This window comes from Roseibium sp. QJM3NY_11, from assembly GCF_056173175.1.
This window is the reverse complement of the sequence record NZ_CM149660.1, coordinates 2,264,987-2,283,465: the sequence shown is the minus strand read 5'-3', so window position 1 is coordinate 2,283,465 and position 18,479 is coordinate 2,264,987. Positions and strand designations below refer to the sequence as shown.

Genomic DNA, 18,479 nt, shown 5'->3' with positions numbered 1-18,479 from the left:
TTCCAGAAACTTGCCGCACTACAATGCAGAAACATTGCGCTGCAACAGCATTTCGGAATTGACAGCGCGATCGAACGGACAAATAATTTCATCAAAATAATTTATTCTGAAGTGCCTGACCCTGTCGAGATTACGGACAGGCGCGAAACCCGGGAGCGAGAATTTTGGAGGGAACCCGCAAAAGCGGGCGCGGATCGAATTCCGCGCAATTGCGGCGCTACAACGAACGCATTGTTCTGCAAATTCTCAGACGCGCCGGAGAAGCGTCCAAGGCCGAACTTTCCAGAGCCGTGCAACTGACCAATGCCGCCATCGGCGCGATTATCCAGAATCTGATCGAGGAAGGCCTGATCGTCGAGGCGGGAAAACGCCATGACGGCGGCCGCGGCCAACCAGCCACCATGCTCCGGCTTGCCTCCGGGGGCGCCTATTCCTTCGGCGTCCGGCTGGACCGGACCAACATGGAAACGGTGCTGATGGACTTTTCCGGCCGGCTCGTCGCCCGCCGCCTTCACGACCTGATCCTGCCCGCGCCCGAACGCGCCCTGGAAATCCTGACCGAGGACCTTGCGATCCTGCGCAGCCACCTGAGCGAAGAGCAGCAAACGCGCATCACCGGGATCGGCCTGGCACAGCCGTTCAACCTTGGCGCCTGGCTGCACGAGCTTGGCCTGCCGGCGGCCCACTTCAGGGAATGGGACGACTATGACCTGGCGGAGGCGCTGCAGGGCGCGACGGGTCTTCCCGTTTTCAGCGAGAATGACGGCACGGCGGCGGCCGTTGCGGAGCACTTTTACGGCCTCGGCCGCCAGAACGACGACTTTCTCTATATCTTTCTGGGGCCGGCCATTGGCGGCGGCCTGATCGTGAAGGGCGACGTCCTGCGCGGTGTGACCGGAAATGCCGGAGATGTCGCCATGATCCCCGTTCCGCCGAGCCGATTGCCGACCGCCCCCAAGGCACGCCATTCCTGGGACCTGCTGATCACGCGCGCCTCCCTGGTGGCGCTGGCACGCAATCTGGCGCCGGAGGATTTCGGCGGGCTGCAAAGGACGGACCTGCAGCAAGCGGTCGATGACGATGCCCTCCCCTATCGAGAATGGATGGAGGATTGCGCCGAGGCACTCGCGCTTGCCTTGCGCTCGGCCTATGCCCTGTTGGACATGCCGCTGATCATTGTCGACAGCGATCTCGGCGGCACCTTTCCAGACACTTTCAAATCTCTCCTGAAGCAAGCCGTCGAGCACGCCGCGCCCGAGCAACGCCAGTCTCCGGAAATCGCATTCGGCAGTTTTGGCCAGGACGCCGGTGCCATCGGCGCGGCCAGCCTGCCACAATTCTTCAATTTCTCGCCCCGGGCAGCGATCCTGACCGGTGGACGAGACAGCGGACCCGCCGGAGCTGGCGGCTCGGAAGACAGAGCCAGCTTTCCGGCAAGGGCAGCACGGTTGGGAACACATCTGGCCACACCCGACCGTTCTAATTAAGACAGGGCCAGGGAGGAAGAAAAACATGATCCGCAAACTACTTGCGACAGCATCCGTTCTCGCCGTTACGGCGGTTGCTCCGGCCGCGGCAGCAGATATTTCTGCCTGCCTGATTACCAAGACCGACACCAACCCGTTCTTCGTGAAGATGAAGGAAGGGGCGACCGCCAAGGCTGAAGAACTCGGCATCGAGCTGAAATCCTTCGCCGGCAAGGTCGACGGCGACCATGAAACCCAGGTAGCGGCCATCGAGACCTGCATCGCCGATGGCGCCAAGGGCATTCTTTTGACCGCGTCCGACACGTCGTCCATCGTGCCGGCTGTTCAGCAGGCCCGCGACGCCGGTCTGGTCGTGATCGCTCTCGATACGCCGCTTGAACCGATCGATGCCGCGGATGCGACCTTCGCAACCGACAATTTCCTGGCCGGTGAACTGATCGGCAGCTGGGCTGCCGCCAGCCTCGGCGACAAGGCCGCGGATGCAAAGATCGCCATGCTGGACCTGGCCATCAGCCAGCCGAGTGTCGGCGTTCTGCGCGATCAGGGTTTCCTGAAAGGCTTCGGCATCGACCTGGGCGATCCGAACAAATGGGGTGACGAGACCGACGCCCGCATCGTCGGCAACAACGTCACCCAGGGCAACGAGGAAGGCGGCCGCCGGGCCATGGAGAACCTTCTTGCCAAGGACCCCATGATCAACGTCGTCTACACCATCAACGAACCGGCGGCTGCCGGCGCATATGAAGCCCTGAAGTCCATCGGCCGCGAGAACGACGTTCTGATCGTGTCCGTCGACGGCGGCTGCCCGGGTGTGCAGAACGTCAAGGACGGCGTGATCGGCGCCACGTCGCAGCAGTATCCGCTGCTGATGGCCTCGCTCGGCATTGAGGCGATCAAGTCCTGGGCCGACAATGGCACGAAGCCCGAGCCGACACCCGGCAAGGATTTCTTTGACACCGGCGTTGCTCTGGTCACCGACAAGCCCGTCGACGGCGTTGACTCCATCGACACCGCCAAGGGCACCGATCTCTGCTGGGGCTAGATTTCCCCGATAGCAAGACACGAAGGGGGCATGGGAGACATTGCCCCCTTCAGGAATGGCGCAGGGAGGAAAAACAGGCATGACCTCAGACACAAAACCGGCCGGTGACCAGGCCGGCTTCGAAGCCGCCGCGGCAGCCGCTCCGCAGGCCGTCGCCTCATTCGATGACCACGGTCACGGCATCGGACAGAAAATCCAGCACAGGCTGCACCAGACACCGTCGCTGGTACCGCTGATTGTCCTGGTCCTGTCTCTCGTCGTCTTCGGGCTGCTGCTGGGCTCGAAACTGTTCTCGCCGTTCGCGCTGACCCTGATCCTGCAGCAGGTGCAGATCGTCGGAATTGTCGCCGCAGCGCAGAGCATCGTCATCCTGACCGCGGGCATCGACCTGTCGGTCGGCGCGATCATGGTGCTGTCTTCTGTGGTCATGGGTCAGTTCACCTTCAGATACGGCTTGCCGGTGGAAGTGTCCATCGCCTGCGGCCTCGTCTGCGGCACCCTGTGCGGCTATCTCAACGGCTTCCTCGTCGCCGTTGTGAAATTGCCGCCCTTCATCGTGACGCTCGGCATGTGGCAAATCGTGCTGGCAACGAATTTCCTCTATTCCGCCAATGAGACCATCCGCTCCCAGGACATCGCCGCCAACGCTCCGCTGCTGCAGTTCTTCGGCACCAAGGTCAATGTGGGCGGTGCGATCTTCACCTATGGTGTGATCTTCATGGTGGTCCTGATCCTCGTCTTGGCCTATGCCTTGCGGCAAACCGCCTGGGGCCGCCACGTCTATGCGGTCGGAGACGATCCGGAGGCGGCCAAACTGTCCGGTGTACAGGTCAAAAAGGTGCTGATCTCCGTCTACATGGTGTCCGGCCTGATCTGTGCTTTCGCCGGCTGGGCGATGATCGGCCGCATCGGCTCGGTCTCGCCGACCACCGGTCAGCTTGCGAACATTGAATCCATCACCGCCGTCGTGATCGGTGGCATATCGCTGTTCGGCGGGCGCGGATCGGTGCTGGGCACGCTGTTCGGCGCCCTGATCGTGGGCGTGTTCACGCTCAGCCTGCGCCTGCTCGGCGCGGACGCCCAGTGGACATACCTCCTGATCGGCATTCTCATCATCGGTGCGGTCGCGATCGACCAGTGGATCAGAAAGGTGTCAGTCTGATGGAACCTGTTTTGCAGGCGCGCAAACTGGTCAAGCGCTACGGCCGTGTGGTGGCCATGGACCACGCCGATTTCGAACTCTATCCGGACGAGATCCTGGCGGTGATCGGCGACAACGGGGCTGGCAAGTCCACCCTGATAAAGGCCCTCAGCGGCGCGGTGCTGCCCGACGGCGGCGAGATCCTCCTTGATGGCAGGCCGGTGCATTTCGGCTCGCCGATCGACGCGCGCGATGCCGGCATCGAGACGGTCTACCAGACCCTTGCCATGTCCCCGGCCCTGTCGATCACGGACAACATGTTCATGGGCCGCGAGCTGAGGAAACAGGGCTTTCGCGGCACCTGGCTGCGCCAGCTCGACCGCAGGAAGATGGAGGAGATTGCCCGCGACAAGCTGAACGAACTGGGCCTGCTGACGATCCAGAACATCAACCAGGCGGTGGAGACCCTGTCCGGTGGCCAGCGCCAGGGCGTGGCCGTCGCCAGGGCCGCGGCCTTCGGCTCCAAGGTGGTCATCATGGACGAGCCGACGGCGGCCCTCGGTGTCAAGGAAAGTCGGCGTGTCCTGGAGCTCATCAAGGATGTGAAGGCAAGAGGAATGCCGATCGTCCTGATCAGCCACAACATGCCCCATGTCTTCGAGGTCGCCGATCGCATTCACATTCACCGGCTCGGCAAGCGCGCTTGCGTGATCAGGCCCTCGGACTTTTCCATGTCCGACGCGGTCGCGATCATGACAGGGGCCATGGACCCGCCCGGGAGCCTTGCGGCGTGAGGCCATGTCTGAATAGGTGGCCTGAAAAAATCGGCTGAATGCCGTCGGAAACGGCGCATTGCCTGCGCCTATCCCTGAAAAGAAAACAAGAGTTCTGGAAGACATATGTATCTGATTTGCGGTGAAGCGCTGTTCGATCTCTTTGGCGAAAACACGACCGGCGACAGCGTCTCCTTTGACGGGCGTATCGGCGGTTCACCTTTCAACGTGGCCATGGGACTTGCACGACTGGACCAGGACGCCGCCTTCTTCGGCGGCATCTCGAACGATGCGCTGGGTGAGAAACTGGTCGGAAAATTCCGCAAGGAGGGGGTCTCGGAGCGGTACATCCTGCGCACCGATCACCTGACGACGCTGAGCGTGGTACAGAAAGACGATCGCGGATCGCCTGCCTATACGTTCTATGGCGAAAACGCCGCCGACCGCATGATCACGGAAGCCGATTTGCCGGATTTCGAAGCGCCGCCCTCGTTCGTGCATGTCGGCTCCTACACGGCACTGGTAGAACCGGTTTCCAAAGCCCTGAAAGCACTGATAGAACGGGAGAGGCCCCATGCGCTGATCTCCTTCGATCCGAACATCCGCCCGACGGTTGTCGGCGACATGGACCGGTGGCGCCGCAACACGGAGGCATTGATCCCGATGACAGACCTCGTCAAGGTAAGCGACGAGGATCTGGAGCTGATCGCCCCCGGTGAACCTGTCACCGAGATCGCGCGCAAGTGGCTCTCCGCCGGCGCCAGCCTCGTGATCGTCACCAGGGGCGAAGACGGCGCTTCGGCCTATGCGTCCGGTGTCACCGTCGACTGTCCTGGCATCAGGGTACAAGTCGAGGATACGGTGGGGGCCGGAGACACTTTCCAGGCGGCACTTCTGGCCGGCCTCGGACATCTGGGCGTCCTGAACCGGGAGACACTCTCGACCCTGGACGAGGCGCGCCTGAAACGCCTTTTGAAGTTCGCCGTCAAGGCAGCCGCGATCACCTGTTCCAGGCGCGGCGCCGACCTGCCGCGCAAAAGCGAACTGGAAAAAGAATGGTCCGCCTTGAATTGAGGGGCTGACAAGAGAATTAAACCGATTTAAAAACCTGACGCACAGGTGCAGTGCAACATTGACCGCGCCACCAGTGCTCCGCAGGACAGCAAAGCTGTAGAGAAGGAAAGAAGCATGGCGGTACGCGTCATTGAAGTGGATGAATTCGATCTCATCGTGTTCGGGGCCTCCGGCGATCTTGCCCACCGCAAGCTTCTGCCGGCCCTTTACCATCGCGATGCCGACGGCCAGATGCCGGAAGAGGCCCGCATCATCTGCAGCGCGCGCCGTGATTATTCCGACGACGACTACCGGGACTATGCCAGAAAGGCCCTGGAAGAGCATGTCGCCGATCTCGATGACGCACACCTGGAACAGTTTCTGAAGCGCCTGCGCTACGTCAAGATCGACATTGCCACAGGCGTGGGTTTCGAGGACCTGAAGACCATCCTTGATGACCGTCCGGACGTTATCCGGGCCTTCTACCTGGCGGTCGGACCGGATCTGTTTGGCACGATTTGCGAAAATCTTGGCCGGATCGGCGCCGTCAACGAGCATTCCCGCGTCGTCATGGAAAAACCGATCGGCAAGGACGGCGCCTCCGCGAAAGCGCTCAACGACACGGTCGGCGCCGTGTTCGAGGAAGACCAGATCTTCCGTATCGATCACTATCTCGGCAAGGAAACGGTGCAGAACCTGATGGCTCTGCGGTTTGCCAACGCGCTGTTCGAGCCGCTCTGGAACGCGGCGCATATCGATCATGTGCAGATCACCGTGGCCGAGTCCCTGGGGACAGGTGGCCGCGCCGGCTACTACGACACCGCCGGGGCCCTGCGCGACATGGTCCAGAACCACATCTTGCAGCTGCTGTGCCTGGTGGCGATGGAGCCGCCGGAATCCATGAACGCCGACAGCGTCCGGGACGAAAAGCTGAAAGTGCTGAAGGCGCTCGCCCCGATCAGCGAACAGAATATCGACAGGCTGACGGTGCGCGGTCAGTATCGGGCCGGAGCCTCGGCCGGCGGAGCCGTTCCCGGATATCTGGAGGAGCTCGGCAATGACGAGAGCCGCACGGAAACATTTGTCGCCCTGAAGGCCGAAATCGCCAACTGGCGGTGGGCGGGTGTGCCGTTCTATCTGCGCACCGGCAAGCGGCTTGCCCAGCGCGTGTCGGAAATCGTCGTCCAGTTCCAGCCAATCCCCCATTCCATCTTCGATGCCGAAGCCGGCGCGATCACCGCAAACCGCCTGATCATCCGCCTGCAGCCCGATGAAGGTGTCCAGATGCAGATCATGATCAAGGACCCCGGCCCGGGCGGCATGCGCCTGCGTCAGGTGCCGCTCGACATGAGCTTCGCGGAAGCCTTCAAGGTGCGCAACCCGGATGCCTATGAGCGGCTGATCATGGACGTGATCCGCGGCAACCAGACCCTGTTCATGCGCCGGGACGAAGTCGATGCCGCCTGGGCGTGGATCGACCCCATCCAGGCCGCGTGGACCGCGTCCAAGGACACGCCGAAGGGATACACCGCGGGCACCTGGGGACCTTCCGCCTCGATCGCCCTGGTGGAACGCGACGGCCGGACCTGGGCGGAGGACGACGGGGCCTGACCCCGCGGTCCGGACCACCCGGCAGCGCCTTTCCCGGCAGCGCCTTCGTCGGTCAAATCGATTGAACGGGGTACGGGCGCGCGAGGAGCGCCCTGTCTGCCGGATAACGCAAGAGCCAGGCCGCCCGACGGCTAGCAAAGGAAACACAGGTATGACCATCCAGGATCGCATTGGCGACGTTACCGAACGGATCGTCAAACGCAGCCACGACAGCCGCTCCCTCTATCTGGACCGGATCGGCCGGGCCGCCGACAAGGGACCGCAGCGCTCGCGCCTGTCCTGCGGCAACCTGGCCCACGGCTTCGCCGCCTGCGGTGTTTCCGACAAGCAGGCCTTGTCCGGTGACGTGGTGCCCAATCTGGGCATCATCACCTCCTACAACGACATGCTGTCGGCCCATCAGCCCTATGAAACCTATCCGGCCCTGATTCGTCAGGCCGCTCATGAAGTCGGCGCCGTCGCCCAGGTCGCCGGCGGCGTCCCGGCCATGTGCGACGGCGTCACCCAGGGCCAGGACGGCATGGAACTGTCGCTGTTTTCCCGTGACGTGATCGCCATGGCGGCCGCCGTCGGCCTGTCGCACCAGATGTTCGACGCCGCCGTGTTCCTCGGCATTTGCGACAAGATCGTCCCGGGCCTGGCCATCGCCGCGCTGTCCTTCGGCCACATGCCGGCCGTGTTCGTGCCTGCCGGCCCGATGACCACCGGCATTTCCAACGACGACAAGGCCAAGGTCCGCCAGCTCTATGCCGAAGGCAAGGTCGGCCGTGACGCCCTTCTGGAAAGCGAATCCAAGGCCTATCACTCTCCGGGAACCTGCACCTTCTACGGCACGGCCAATTCCAACCAGATGCTGATGGAGATCATGGGCCTGCACATGCCGGGCGCATCCTTCGTCAATCCGGGCACGCCGCTGCGCGACGCGCTGACCCGCGAAGCCGCCAAAAGGGCGCTGGCGATCTCCGCACTCGGCAACGAGTTTACGCCTGCCGGCGAGATCATCGACGAGAAGGCCATCGTCAACGGTGTGGTCGGCCTACACGCCACCGGCGGCTCCACCAACCACACCATGCACCTGGTGGCGATCGCCGCCGCCGCGGGCATCCGGCTGACGTGGGACGACATTTCCGATCTCTCCGACACGGTCCCGCTGCTTGCCCGTGTCTACCCGAACGGCAAGGCGGACGTGAACCACTTCCAGGCCGCCGGCGGGCTTGCCTTCCTAATCCGCGAACTGCTCGGCGACGGCTACCTGCACCAGGACGTTAAGACTATTCACGGCACCGATCTGTCGGGCTATACGGTCGAAGCCAGGCTCGACGCCAACGGCAACGTGGTCCGCGAACAGGTCCCGGCGGTTTCCGGCGACGAAACGGTTCTCGCCCCTGTCTCCAAGGCCTTCCAGCCGACGGGCGGCCTGAAGATGCTGACCGGCAACATGGGCAAGGCCGTCATCAAGATCTCGGCGGTCGCCCCGGATCGCCACATCATCGAGGCGCCCGCGCGCGTGTTCCATGATCAGAACGACTTCCTGACAGCCTTCAACAACAAGGAACTGACCGGCGATGTCGCCGCCGTTGTGCGGTTCCAGGGCCCGAAAGCCTGCGGCATGCCCGAGCTGCACAAGCTGACACCCTGCCTCGGCATCCTCCAGGACCGCGGCCACAAGGTCGCCCTGATCACCGATGGCCGCATGTCCGGGGCCTCCGGCAAGGTGCCGGCGGCGATCCATGTGACGCCGGAAGCCGCCGACGGCGGTCCGATTGCGCGGATCCGGGACGGCGACATGATCCGGGTGGACGCGATCAGCGGCGATTTGACGGTTCTCGTCGATGAAGCCGAGTTCAACGCCCGCCCCCTCGCCCAGGCCGACTTGAGCCACCATCAATTCGGCGTCGGCCGCGATCTCTTCGCCGCCTTCCGCAGCAATGTCGGAACGGCAGACACCGGAGCGCATGTGTTTGGGGAATAGGAGCCAGCACGTGGAAACTGACGTTGTGCCATCAGTCGACCGTCGTTTGACCGCGCGTTGCCGCATTTCACGGTCTCGCTTTTTGTTCGGCGGTGTTCTTCTGCGCCCTTGTCGGCCGACACGATCGATCGGTTAGGGGCGAAACCGGTCTCGCGAAGGGCCGTCCTGTTTGACGGAAAGACACTGCGGAGCACGGGATTGCGCTCGGAAGGTTACGGGCCGCACCGATCCTTCCAACTGGAATTCAGATCTATCGGTGCGGTCAACACACACTAAAAGAATACAGGGAGGCGATATGGCCCAGGACATAGAAAAGATCGAACAGGTGATGTGCGCCGCGCCGGTGATCCCGGTGCTGGTGGTGGAGGACCCGAAAAAGGCTGTGCCCATGGCCGAGGCCCTGGTGCGCGGCGGACTGCCGTCGATTGAAATCACCTTGCGCACGCCCCGTGCCCTGGAAGCGATCAATGCGGTCAACGAGCATGTCAAAGGCGCGATCGTCGGCGCGGGCACGGTGCTCGACGACAGGCAATATGATGCCGCCATCGCCGCCGGTGCGCGCTTTATCGTGTCTCCGGGCGCGACGGAGGCCCTTCTCGATGCCGCTGACCAGCACAGCGTCCCCCTGCTGCCGGGCGCGGCCACCGCATCGGAAGTCATGTTCCTGCTGGAGCGCGGCTATCAGCGGTTGAAGTTCTTCCCTGCCGAGCAGGCAGGCGGCGCCTCCTACCTGAAGTCCCTCTCCTCGCCGCTGGCGGCTGCGAAGTTCTGCCCGACGGGCGGCGTCAGCCTCGACAAGGCCCCGGACTACCTGAAGCTTCCGAATGTTTTGTGCGTGGGGGGATCCTGGATCGCCGATGCCAAGGCCATCGCCGCCGAGGACTGGCAAGGCATCGAGGACCGCGCGCGGGCTGCCGCGGGTCTGAAAGGCTGACAACCGCAGCGCGGTCTCATGTCATGCCCGGGCGTCTCGTCCGGGCATCTCGTCCGGGCCGGGCACCGGCCTCAGGCCTTCTCGTTTTCCTCGAGCGTGCGGTCCCACAGCAGCCGCAGACCTGCGGACGCTTCATTGCGCCATGCGAATTCCGCGATGACCGGGCGGTCGAACTTCTTCATGGTGAGGACCACTTCCTCGGGCAACGCGGTCATGCCGTCCGCCATGATACGGCATCCGTTGTTGCCCGCGTCCACGATTGTTCCCGTGATCTCGGTGATCCCCTCGAGATCCGACAACTTGGCGGCGATATTGACGTTGTTGCGTTTCTCCCGGCGCTTGTCGCTGACTGTCTGTTCGGACTTGGCAAAGACGACCACCGCGAAGTCCTTCTTGGCGGATGTCACGAGAGCCTTGACGAGCTTGTTCGACCCCTGGGCGCGGATACCGATGTTCTTGTAGAGCTCCTTGATCTCGGCCGAGGCAATACGGCATCCCCATTCGTTGACGTTGGAGATGACTGCTTCGATGACCGACATCGTATCGAAATCAACAATCAGCACGTCTTCTTCCGCGTCCGGCTGATCCAGAAGATGAGAGAGATCGCCTAATTTGTCTTCCGGCTTCATTTCCAAATCATCCGAGGCTGGGACATGCGGATTTCCAATCGATAAAAATCTATTGAAAAGTACCACACGACGGAAGTTTAAGTTCCTTTAAGGTGGCGATGCAAACCGTCACGATTCTCATTTACACATCAGGTGTCTCCGCAAATTTTCCATTCGGCGCGGAGCCCAGAAGTCTGACGGACGATGCCAGCAGATGGCAAGGCAAGAGAGAAGAAAATGACCGGTGTTCTTAAAATTTCCGCGCTGTTCTGCGCGGTCTCGTTTCTGGCCACGTCGGCTCATGCCGCCGCCCTGTGCCAGGGCTTCGGCCCTCAGACGCCCCGGGACATTGCCGACAAAAACGGCTTGAATACGCACGCGGTGTCCATCGCGCCCGCGGCCGATCAGCTGAACCTCTGCAATATCCACACGCACACAAATGCCGAACACAAGGGTCCGGGCTTTGCGATCTTCGCCGGCGATGGCGAGTCGGGCGGCTTCAGGTGCAACGGCACCGACGGCCTGACCGCGGCAGAGCTCGCCGAACCTGACAGCACCGCCTTTCACGGCGTCAGGCCGGGCGACACGATCGAGGTCCACTGGGTTTATTCCTCCTGCGACATCGAGCCGGGCAAAGGCCTTGACTCCTGCATGTCGGAGACCTGCGCCAATCCGCAGCTGCGTGTGGAAGCCCAGGCCTTTCTCGTCGTGAACGACCCCGCCGCGCTGGATTTTGGCGGATTTTCCTATGACGGCACGATGCGCGAGGGTCTGCATCAGCCCAAGGCCCTGCCCTCGGGAACCGGAGCCCCGGTCACCTTTATCGGCTCCACCACCGGACCGAGCTACACCGAGGAAGTCTGCTCGCCGCTTCAGGTGACCTGGAGCGTCCGCCCCCAATGCGCGAAACTGGATATCAACTCGTTGAACGCCTGGGCCCGGAACGGCAACGTCTTCGAAGAAGATCATTCTCACGGCGTGCGCCAGCTCGTGACCGCACCGGAACTTCTGGCCCCGATCAACTGAGCCTCGCACCGGTCCGGAGGCGGCGCCGCAATTTTCACTCCACCTCGCAGGACCTCTGTGGTATTCGGGGCGCCGCCGGCATCGGCAGGAGACCGGCCTGTTAAATCGGTTGAAGGGGATTGTTCATGGCTCTCGACGAAGCATTTGAGGCCCTCGCGCGGCAGGCCGGACAGCTGCGCAAGACCAACCTGCGCGCGCTTTTCGCAAGCGACCCGGACCGCTTCGACAGCTTCTCCGCCAGTTTCGACGATCTCCTGCTCGATTATTCGAAGTCGAAGATCGACGCCACGGCCTTCGCCCTGCTGCTCGACCTGGCCAGGGCCGCCGATGTGGAAGGCCGGCGCGCGGCCATGTTTTCCGGTGAAAAGATCAACACGACTGAGAACCGCGCGGTCCTGCACACGGCTCTCAGGAACCGCTCCGACCGTCCGGTGCTGGTCGACGGCAAGGACGTGATGCCCGACGTGCATGCGGTCCTGGACGCCATGGCCGACTTTTCCGAAGCCGTCCGCTCCGGTGAGCTGACCTCCTTCACCGGCGATGCCTTCACCGATGTGGTCAATATCGGCATCGGCGGCTCCGACCTCGGCCCGGCCATGACCACCCTGGCGCTCAGGCCTTATCATGACGGCCCGGAACTCCACTATGTATCGAACGTGGACGGCGCCCATATCGCCGACACGCTGGAAAGTCTCGATCCGGCCACGACCCTGATCATCGTGGCGTCGAAGACTTTCACCACCATCGAAACCATGACCAATGCGCAGACCGCGCGCACCTGGATCGCGGACGCCCTGGGCGAGGACGCCGTCGGCGACCATTTCGCGGCCGTGTCGACCGCCCTCGACAAGGTTGCCGCCTTCGGCATCGACGAAACCCGCGTGTTCGGTTTCTGGGACTGGGTCGGTGGCCGGTATTCCATCTGGTCGGCCATCGGCCTGCCGCTGATGATCGCCATCGGCCCGGATGCCTTCACTGATTTCCTGGAAGGCGCACACGCGCTTGATACCCATTTCGCCGAAACCCCGCTCGACAGCAACCTGCCGGTCCTGATGGCACTGATCGGGGTCTGGAACCGGGATCTCCTGGGATACGGCGCAAGGGCGGTGCTGCCTTACGACCAGCGCCTGTCGCGTCTGCCGGCCTATCTGCAGCAACTCGACATGGAATCCAACGGCAAGAGCGTGCGCCTGGACGGAAGCCCGGCGGCGCAGGACACCGGTCCCCTCGTATGGGGCGAACCGGGGACCAACGGCCAGCACGCCTTCTACCAGTTGCTGCATCAGGGAACGACGGTTATTCCCTGCGAGTTCCTGATCGCCGCAAACGGGCACGAGGACGATCTCAAGCATCACCACGATCTGCTGATCGCAAACTGCCTGGCGCAGTCCGAGGCGCTGATGCTCGGCAGGACCCTTGACGAGGCCCGGGACAACCTGAGCGCTGCGGGCCTGTCCGGCGAGGACGTCGACCGTCTCGCGCCGCACAAGGTGTTTCCCGGCGACCGGCCCTCGATGACGCTGGTTTACGACCAGCTGACGCCATTCGCACTTGGCCGCCTGATCGCGCTTTATGAACACCGGGTCTTTGTCGAGGGCGTGATCTGGGGGATCAATTCCTTCGACCAGTGGGGCGTCGAACTGGGCAAGGAACTTGCGACCGCCCTGCTTCCCATGGTCAAGGGCGAGGCACCGGCGGCATCCAAGGATTCCTCTACAAAAGGGCTTTTGATGAAACTTCGAGGCTGATCGAAGGAACTTTCTTTACTCAATGGCGTTTACACCTTGGGCGCTCTCGCCATAATTTCGCCCGACCAGAGCGGTCTGGTCCACCATGCCGGGAGCCTGAATCGACTGTCCGGCAGGACGCTGACCTGTAAGGCAATGAGAGATTGCCCGTGCCGGGAAAGCGGCTTAGTCTCGGCGAGGCTTATATTTTGTCGGTCGCGCCGCCATCGGCGGACCCCAAGGGAGATGGTATCGATGAAAAAACTTGTTCTGCTCGCAGCAGTTGGCCTTGCTCTGGCTGGGTGCCAGTCCGACAGCCAGCGTGACCGCGCCCTGGTAGGCGGCGGTCTGGGTGCTGCCACGGGCGCTGCTATCGGCGCAGCTGCAACAGGTGATGTCGGCGGAGCCCTGATCGGCGGTGCGATCGGTGCGGCAGGCGGTGCGATCGTCGGATCCGCAACCACGCCGAAGAACTGCGTTGCCTATGACCGCTACGGCAACCCCTACAGGGTCGCCTGCCCCTGATCCCAGCAGGCACATTTCAGACTGAGATGCTAACTTACAGGTAGAATTGATGAAAAGACTTGTTCTGGTTGCCGCGGCAGCCATGTTCGTTGCGGGCTGCCAGTCCGACAGTCAGCGGGACAGAGCGCTGGTGGGCGGCGGCCTTGGCGCCGCGACCGGTGCCGTGATCGGCGCTGCCGCCGGCGGCGGCGTGGGTCCGGCACTTGTCGGCGCGGCCATCGGCGGGGCCGGTGGTGCCATCGTCGGATCGGCGACCACTCCGAAAAACTGCGTTGCCTATGACCGCTACGGCAATCCCTACAGGGTCGCCTGTCCCTGATACCGGCATCGTAAACCGGGATAACCGGACTGATGGTAACGATCTGTTAACCATCTGACGACACCCTTGGCGGATAACTGTTTTCGCCAGGGGAATCAGGATGAAACCCATCCTTGTCGCATCCGCACTCGCGCTCTTTCTTGCCGGCTGCGCCAATACTGAAAGCCAGCGGGACAGAATGCTGATCGGCGCCGGTCTCGGTGCCGCCACGGGTGCCACAATCGGCGCCATCGCCGGATCGACCGTGAACGCCACCCTCGCCGGCGTGGCGCTCGGCGCCATCGGCGGCGGTATCGTCGGCGTCGTCACCACCCCCCGCAACTGCATCGCCCGCGACCAGGACGGCACCCCCTACAAGGTGCGGTGTCCTTGAGGTCCAAAAAGATCTCCATCTGATTTTTCGCTCGAACCATCCCGAACGCGGTGGCAGAGCGCGCCAGCCTGAACAAAAGGCCGGCTCCTGAAAGCCGGCCCTTGTCGTGTTTCGAAATCAACCCTGATCAGGCCGCGGCGCTTGCCCGTGCCTGCTCCAGCGCCACCTTCGGATCGACATAGTCGTACCCCAGAGCGGTGGCAACCGCTTCGCAGGTCACCTGCCCGCCGATCACGTTGAGCCCCGGCAAAAAGTGCGGATCGTCGAGCAGCGCCTTTTTGGCGCCCTTGTCGGCCAGTGCCAGAGCGAACGGCAGCGTCGCGTTGTTGAGCGCGTGGGTCAACGTCTTCGGAACGGCTCCCGGCATGTTGGCCACGCAATAATGCACGACATCGTCGATGATATAGGTCGGGTCGGAATGCGTGGTCGCCTTCGAGGTGGCAAAGCAGCCACCCTGATCGATGGCAACGTCCACCAGCACCGAACCCGGTTTCATCCGGCTGACCAGATCCCTGGAGACCAGCTTGGGGGCCGCCGCACCGGCCACCAGCACGGCACCGATCACGAGGTCGGCGTCCAGCACATGCTTTTCCAGGGCAGCTTTCGTGGAATAGATCGTCGTCAGGGCCGGTCCGAAGGTCTGGGCAAGCTCTCCCAGAACCGCCGTGTTGCGATCAAGCACGGTGACATCCGCGCCCAGTCCGACCGCCATGGTGATCGCATGGGAGCCAACGACACCGCCGCCGATCACAACGACCTTTGCCGGTGCGACACCGGGAACACCGCCGATCAGGGTCCCCGAGCCGCCATGGGCCTTTTCCAGTGCCTTCGCGCCGGCAATCACCGCCAGGCGCCCCGCCACCTGGGACATCGGCACCAGCAACGGCAGCCCGCCGCGGGCATCGGTCACGGTTTCATAGGCAATGCAGGTCGCGCCGGACTTCACCAGATCGGCTGTCTGCTCCGCGTCCGGCGCCAGATGCAGGTAGGTGAACAGAATGTGATCCGGGCGCAACATCGCGCGCTCGACCGCCTGCGGTTCCTTGACCTTGACGATCATCTGCGCGCTTTCGAACACTTCCCCGGCACTCGACAGGATCCGCGCACCGGCGGCCTCGTAGTCGGCGTCGGCGGCACCGATACCGGCCCCCGCATTGGTTTCGACCACGACTTCGTGGCCGTGCGCCACCATCTCGTGGACGCTGTCCGGGGTCAGGCCGACCCGGTATTCATGATTCTTGATCTCTTTGGGAACACCGATGCGCATGACCAAGTCTCCTCTGGAAGCCGGTTTGATTGCCTCCAAGTTTACGCCCGGCTGGATCGCATGTGCTTGCGTTCGGAGGGAGGAAAGAGCGATTTTGCGCAATTTTATTGCAACAGGTTGACCATTCATCAAATTTAATGCTGGATACCATCCCGATGTCAGCAATAATTGCGGTGCAGCATACATGAAGCTCGATCGTCTCGACCGGAAAATTCTCACCGTCCTGCAAAGCGACGGCCGGATCGCCAACGCGGACCTTGCAGAAAAGGTCGGCCTGTCCGCTTCCGCCTGCCTCAGGCGCATGCGCGCCCTGGAAGATGCGGGCATCATCGAGAACTACGTGGCGCTGCTGAGCCAGAAGAAACTCGGCCGGCACATGGACATCTTCGTGGAAATCTCCCTGACCGGACAATCCAGGGAAACACTGGAGAATTTCGAACGCGCCGTCGCCCGCTCGGAGGAAATCATGGAGTGTTTCCTGATGGCGGGCGACGCCGATTATATCCTGCGTCTCACGGCCGCAGATCCGATCGATTTCGAGCGCATCCACCGTGACCACCTCTCCCGGCTGCCGGGTGTGCTCAGGATGAAATCGTCCTTCGCCATCCGGCCGATTGTCCGCAGGACGGCTATCCCGCTGGAGGCGGCCCAATAACCGCCAGCAGCCTCGACGCAGAAGGCGCTGCCCGCTATAGTCCGCATCCGTTCAAATGCCCGGCTTTTCAAGGAACCCGCCACGGTGTCCCACACGATTACCCGTTTTATCGACACGACGTATCAACTTGCCGAATGCCCGACCTGGGATGATCGTAAAAACCGCCTGCTCTGGGCCGACATCCAGGGCCGCACCATCCAGTCGATGGACTGGGAAAGCCGCAGCATCACCACGTGGCACTTCGACAATGAAGTCGGCTCCTTCGGCCTGACCGACGATGACAGGCTGATCGTCGGCGTCTGGGACAAGGTCATCCTGTTCGATCCGGACACCGGCTCCAGGGATGTTCTGGCGGACGTGCAGGCGCACGAGCCGCGCACCCGCCTCAACGACGGCAAGGTCGGCCCTGACGGGGCTTTCTGGGTGGGCACGATGGACACCAGTTCACCGCGCGCGCCGATTGCCGGCCTCTACCGGATCGACGCGGGTGGCGAGGTCGCCGAGATCCGGGACGAATTGCAGTGCTCCAACGGCCTCGCCTGGACGCCGGACGGCACCTACATGTTCCATTCCGACACGTCGCCCGGCTGGATCGAGCGCTACGGCTTCGACCCTGAGACCGGTGCCCTCGGCTCGAAGATGCTCTTTTCCCAGCAGACCAATGCCACCGGCCGTCCGGACGGAGCCACGGTGGACGCAAACGGCAATTACTGGAGCGCGGGTGTCTCCGCCGGCGTGCTGAACTGCTTTGCCCCCGACGGCAATCCGCTGGAGGCGATCGGTCTTCCGGTCGCAAAACCGACCATGCCGTGCTTCTGCGGCCCGGATCTCGATCACCTGATCGTCACCAGCATCAGACAGCCGGCCGACCCGACCGCAACCGAACCGGACACGATGTCGGGCGGGCTGTTTCTGGTGGAAGGTCATGGCCGGAAGGGCTTGAAGACATACCGGTTCAGAACCGCGGCGGCCTGAGCAGCGAGCGACGCAAGGCCTCCTGAGCCCTGCCCGACCATCTGTCAGTCTTGCTGACGCCCGCAGGTCTTCAGCGCTGCGATCACCTGTTCAGCAGTGACACCGGGCACCTGGATCTTGGTCTCGCCGAAGAGATGCACGATGGCCTGATCGCCGCTGGCGGTCTGCTCGTTGTAGATGCGCACTGACTGGTTTTCGGCAATGAGCACCGCCATCGAACCGCCTTGCACGGAGAGCAGGATCGACGACGCGACCAATGTGCAAATCATGTTTCAGCCCCGCTGATGGAGTATCGCGATCCTGTACCGGACCGATCCGGCGTCAGTACCGGCAACCACGCACCCGGACCGGCTTCCAGACCGTCTGCGCGGGCTGGACCAGGATCTGCCGGGCCACGGTCCTGTAGACGGCCGGTTTTTGCACCCGGTAACTTGAGGCGGGCTGGACCACAACCTTTTCCCTGACGGTGCTGTAGATGGCGGGCTGCCGGACGGCGACCTTCGAGGCCCGCTGAACCAGGACCCGCTGATTGATTGTCTTGTAAACCGCCGGGTGCTGAACCTTGCACAGGATCTTGCGCCCCTTGATCATCCGGTACTCCCAGCCGACGCTGGCCGGTTGCACCAGTGCCCGGCTCCGCTGCGTCTGGTAGACCGCCGGTGAGGTGCGGTAGCTGACTCGCTCCGGCTGCACCAGCACGCGCCGTGTCTGATAGCCGTAGACGGCGGGTTTGCGAACCAGATGGCTCGACGCCGATTGAACCAGAACCTTCTGATGCACCGTCCGATAGACGGCCGGCACCGTGGCCTGCTCGTAGCAGGACAATGCCCGCCCGCCGGCATGAACGGAAGAACCAAGAAACGGAATGACGGCCAGCGCAACTGCGGCGGCGCTCCAGAACCTGTGACGCATGAACTTCCCCCAGTCTGGTGCAGGCACTTTCTGTGCACTGCTGACTTTAGGAAAGATTCACAGGGCGTTAAAGCGAAAA

At 62.8% G+C, this 18,479-nt stretch carries 19 protein-coding genes; 15 read left to right on the top strand and 4 right to left on the bottom strand.

All coding sequences use genetic code 11. From position 1 onward, the window contains the following. The first annotated feature begins 164 nt into the window (after positions 1–164). The 8 genes from AC0VX3_RS10485 (at position 165) to eda (ending at position 10,013) form a co-directional block, all read left to right on the top strand. Entirely contained in the window at positions 165–1,487 is a 1,323-nt protein-coding gene (locus tag AC0VX3_RS10485; protein WP_475524657.1) for an ROK family transcriptional regulator, read from the top strand. A gap of 25 nt (positions 1,488–1,512) precedes the next feature. Beyond that, positions 1,513–2,529 carry a substrate-binding domain-containing protein gene (locus AC0VX3_RS10480; protein ID WP_475524656.1) on the top strand — a complete coding sequence of 339 codons (1,017 nt, stop codon included), beginning with the start codon at positions 1,513–1,515 and terminating at the stop codon, positions 2,527–2,529. A gap of 79 nt (positions 2,530–2,608) precedes the next feature. Beyond that, positions 2,609–3,691, top strand: a complete 1,083-nt coding sequence (locus tag AC0VX3_RS10475; protein ID WP_348149412.1) for an ABC transporter permease — start codon at positions 2,609–2,611, stop codon at positions 3,689–3,691. Then, positions 3,691–4,464 carry an ATP-binding cassette domain-containing protein gene (locus AC0VX3_RS10470; RefSeq protein WP_475524655.1) on the top strand — a complete coding sequence of 258 codons (774 nt, stop codon included), beginning with the start codon at positions 3,691–3,693 and terminating at the stop codon, positions 4,462–4,464. Before AC0VX3_RS10475 ends, AC0VX3_RS10470 begins: the two co-directional genes overlap by 1 nt. Before the next feature lie 105 nt (positions 4,465–4,569). Then, a complete protein-coding gene (locus AC0VX3_RS10465; RefSeq protein ID WP_475524654.1) occupies positions 4,570–5,517 on the top strand; it encodes a carbohydrate kinase family protein in 948 nt (315 codons plus the stop codon). A gap of 114 nt (positions 5,518–5,631) precedes the next feature. Then, positions 5,632–7,107: a glucose-6-phosphate dehydrogenase gene (gene zwf / locus AC0VX3_RS10460; RefSeq protein ID WP_342892024.1), complete on the top strand. Its 1,476-nt coding sequence runs from the start codon at positions 5,632–5,634 to the stop codon at positions 7,105–7,107. 151 nt (positions 7,108–7,258) lie between these two features. After that, positions 7,259–9,079 (top strand): phosphogluconate dehydratase, encoded by a 1,821-nt coding sequence (gene edd / locus AC0VX3_RS10455; RefSeq protein ID WP_475524653.1) that lies wholly within the window; start codon positions 7,259–7,261, stop codon positions 9,077–9,079. A gap of 295 nt (positions 9,080–9,374) precedes the next feature. Further along, positions 9,375–10,013: a bifunctional 4-hydroxy-2-oxoglutarate aldolase/2-dehydro-3-deoxy-phosphogluconate aldolase gene (gene eda, locus AC0VX3_RS10450; protein WP_475524652.1), complete on the top strand. Its 639-nt coding sequence runs from the start codon at positions 9,375–9,377 to the stop codon at positions 10,011–10,013. Between the two features lie 71 nt (positions 10,014–10,084). On the opposite strand, the gene AC0VX3_RS10445 is transcribed toward eda, so the two are convergent. Next, positions 10,085–10,642: a PilZ domain-containing protein gene (locus tag AC0VX3_RS10445; protein ID WP_475524651.1), complete on the bottom strand. Its 558-nt coding sequence runs from the start codon at positions 10,640–10,642 to the stop codon at positions 10,085–10,087. 216 nt (positions 10,643–10,858) lie between these two features. Here AC0VX3_RS10445 and AC0VX3_RS10440 point away from each other — a divergent pair, with 216 nt between their 5' ends. From AC0VX3_RS10440 to AC0VX3_RS10420, 5 genes are all read left to right on the top strand, one after another. After that, positions 10,859–11,647, top strand: coding sequence for a delta-class carbonic anhydrase (locus tag AC0VX3_RS10440; RefSeq protein ID WP_475524650.1), 789 nt, complete (start codon positions 10,859–10,861; stop codon positions 11,645–11,647). Positions 11,648–11,772: 125 nt separating this feature from the next. Continuing rightward, positions 11,773–13,395 carry a glucose-6-phosphate isomerase gene (gene pgi / locus AC0VX3_RS10435; RefSeq protein WP_475524649.1) on the top strand — a complete coding sequence of 541 codons (1,623 nt, stop codon included), beginning with the start codon at positions 11,773–11,775 and terminating at the stop codon, positions 13,393–13,395. Between the two features lie 234 nt (positions 13,396–13,629). Beyond that, positions 13,630–13,899 carry a glycine zipper domain-containing protein gene (locus AC0VX3_RS10430; RefSeq protein ID WP_475524648.1) on the top strand — a complete coding sequence of 90 codons (270 nt, stop codon included), beginning with the start codon at positions 13,630–13,632 and terminating at the stop codon, positions 13,897–13,899. 49 nt (positions 13,900–13,948) lie between these two features. Then, a complete protein-coding gene (locus tag AC0VX3_RS10425) occupies positions 13,949–14,218 on the top strand; it encodes a glycine zipper domain-containing protein (RefSeq protein ID WP_342892018.1) in 270 nt (89 codons plus the stop codon). A gap of 100 nt (positions 14,219–14,318) precedes the next feature. Next, positions 14,319–14,591 carry a hypothetical protein gene (locus tag AC0VX3_RS10420; protein ID WP_342892017.1) on the top strand — a complete coding sequence of 91 codons (273 nt, stop codon included), beginning with the start codon at positions 14,319–14,321 and terminating at the stop codon, positions 14,589–14,591. Between the two features lie 127 nt (positions 14,592–14,718). Here the strand turns inward: AC0VX3_RS10420 and ald are convergent, their stop codons facing one another. Continuing rightward, complete coding sequence (ald, locus tag AC0VX3_RS10415; protein ID WP_475524647.1) at positions 14,719–15,858, bottom strand: alanine dehydrogenase; 1,140 nt, start codon at positions 15,856–15,858, stop codon at positions 14,719–14,721. 184 nt (positions 15,859–16,042) lie between these two features. On the opposite strand from ald, the gene AC0VX3_RS10410 reads away from it, so the two are divergent. Further along, positions 16,043–16,513 (top strand): Lrp/AsnC family transcriptional regulator, encoded by a 471-nt coding sequence (locus AC0VX3_RS10410; protein ID WP_342892015.1) that lies wholly within the window; start codon positions 16,043–16,045, stop codon positions 16,511–16,513. An 84-nt stretch (positions 16,514–16,597) separates the two neighbouring features. Beyond that, positions 16,598–17,488, top strand: coding sequence for an SMP-30/gluconolactonase/LRE family protein (locus AC0VX3_RS10405; RefSeq protein ID WP_475524646.1), 891 nt, complete (start codon positions 16,598–16,600; stop codon positions 17,486–17,488). A 44-nt stretch (positions 17,489–17,532) separates the two neighbouring features. On the opposite strand, the gene AC0VX3_RS10400 is transcribed toward AC0VX3_RS10405, so the two are convergent. After that, on the bottom strand, positions 17,533–17,757 hold the full coding sequence (locus tag AC0VX3_RS10400; protein ID WP_475524645.1) for a hypothetical protein: 225 nt from the start codon (positions 17,755–17,757) through the stop codon (positions 17,533–17,535). A 52-nt stretch (positions 17,758–17,809) separates the two neighbouring features. Next, complete coding sequence (locus tag AC0VX3_RS10395) at positions 17,810–18,400, bottom strand: hypothetical protein (RefSeq protein WP_475524644.1); 591 nt, start codon at positions 18,398–18,400, stop codon at positions 17,810–17,812. Between the last annotated feature and the right edge of the window lie 79 nt (positions 18,401–18,479).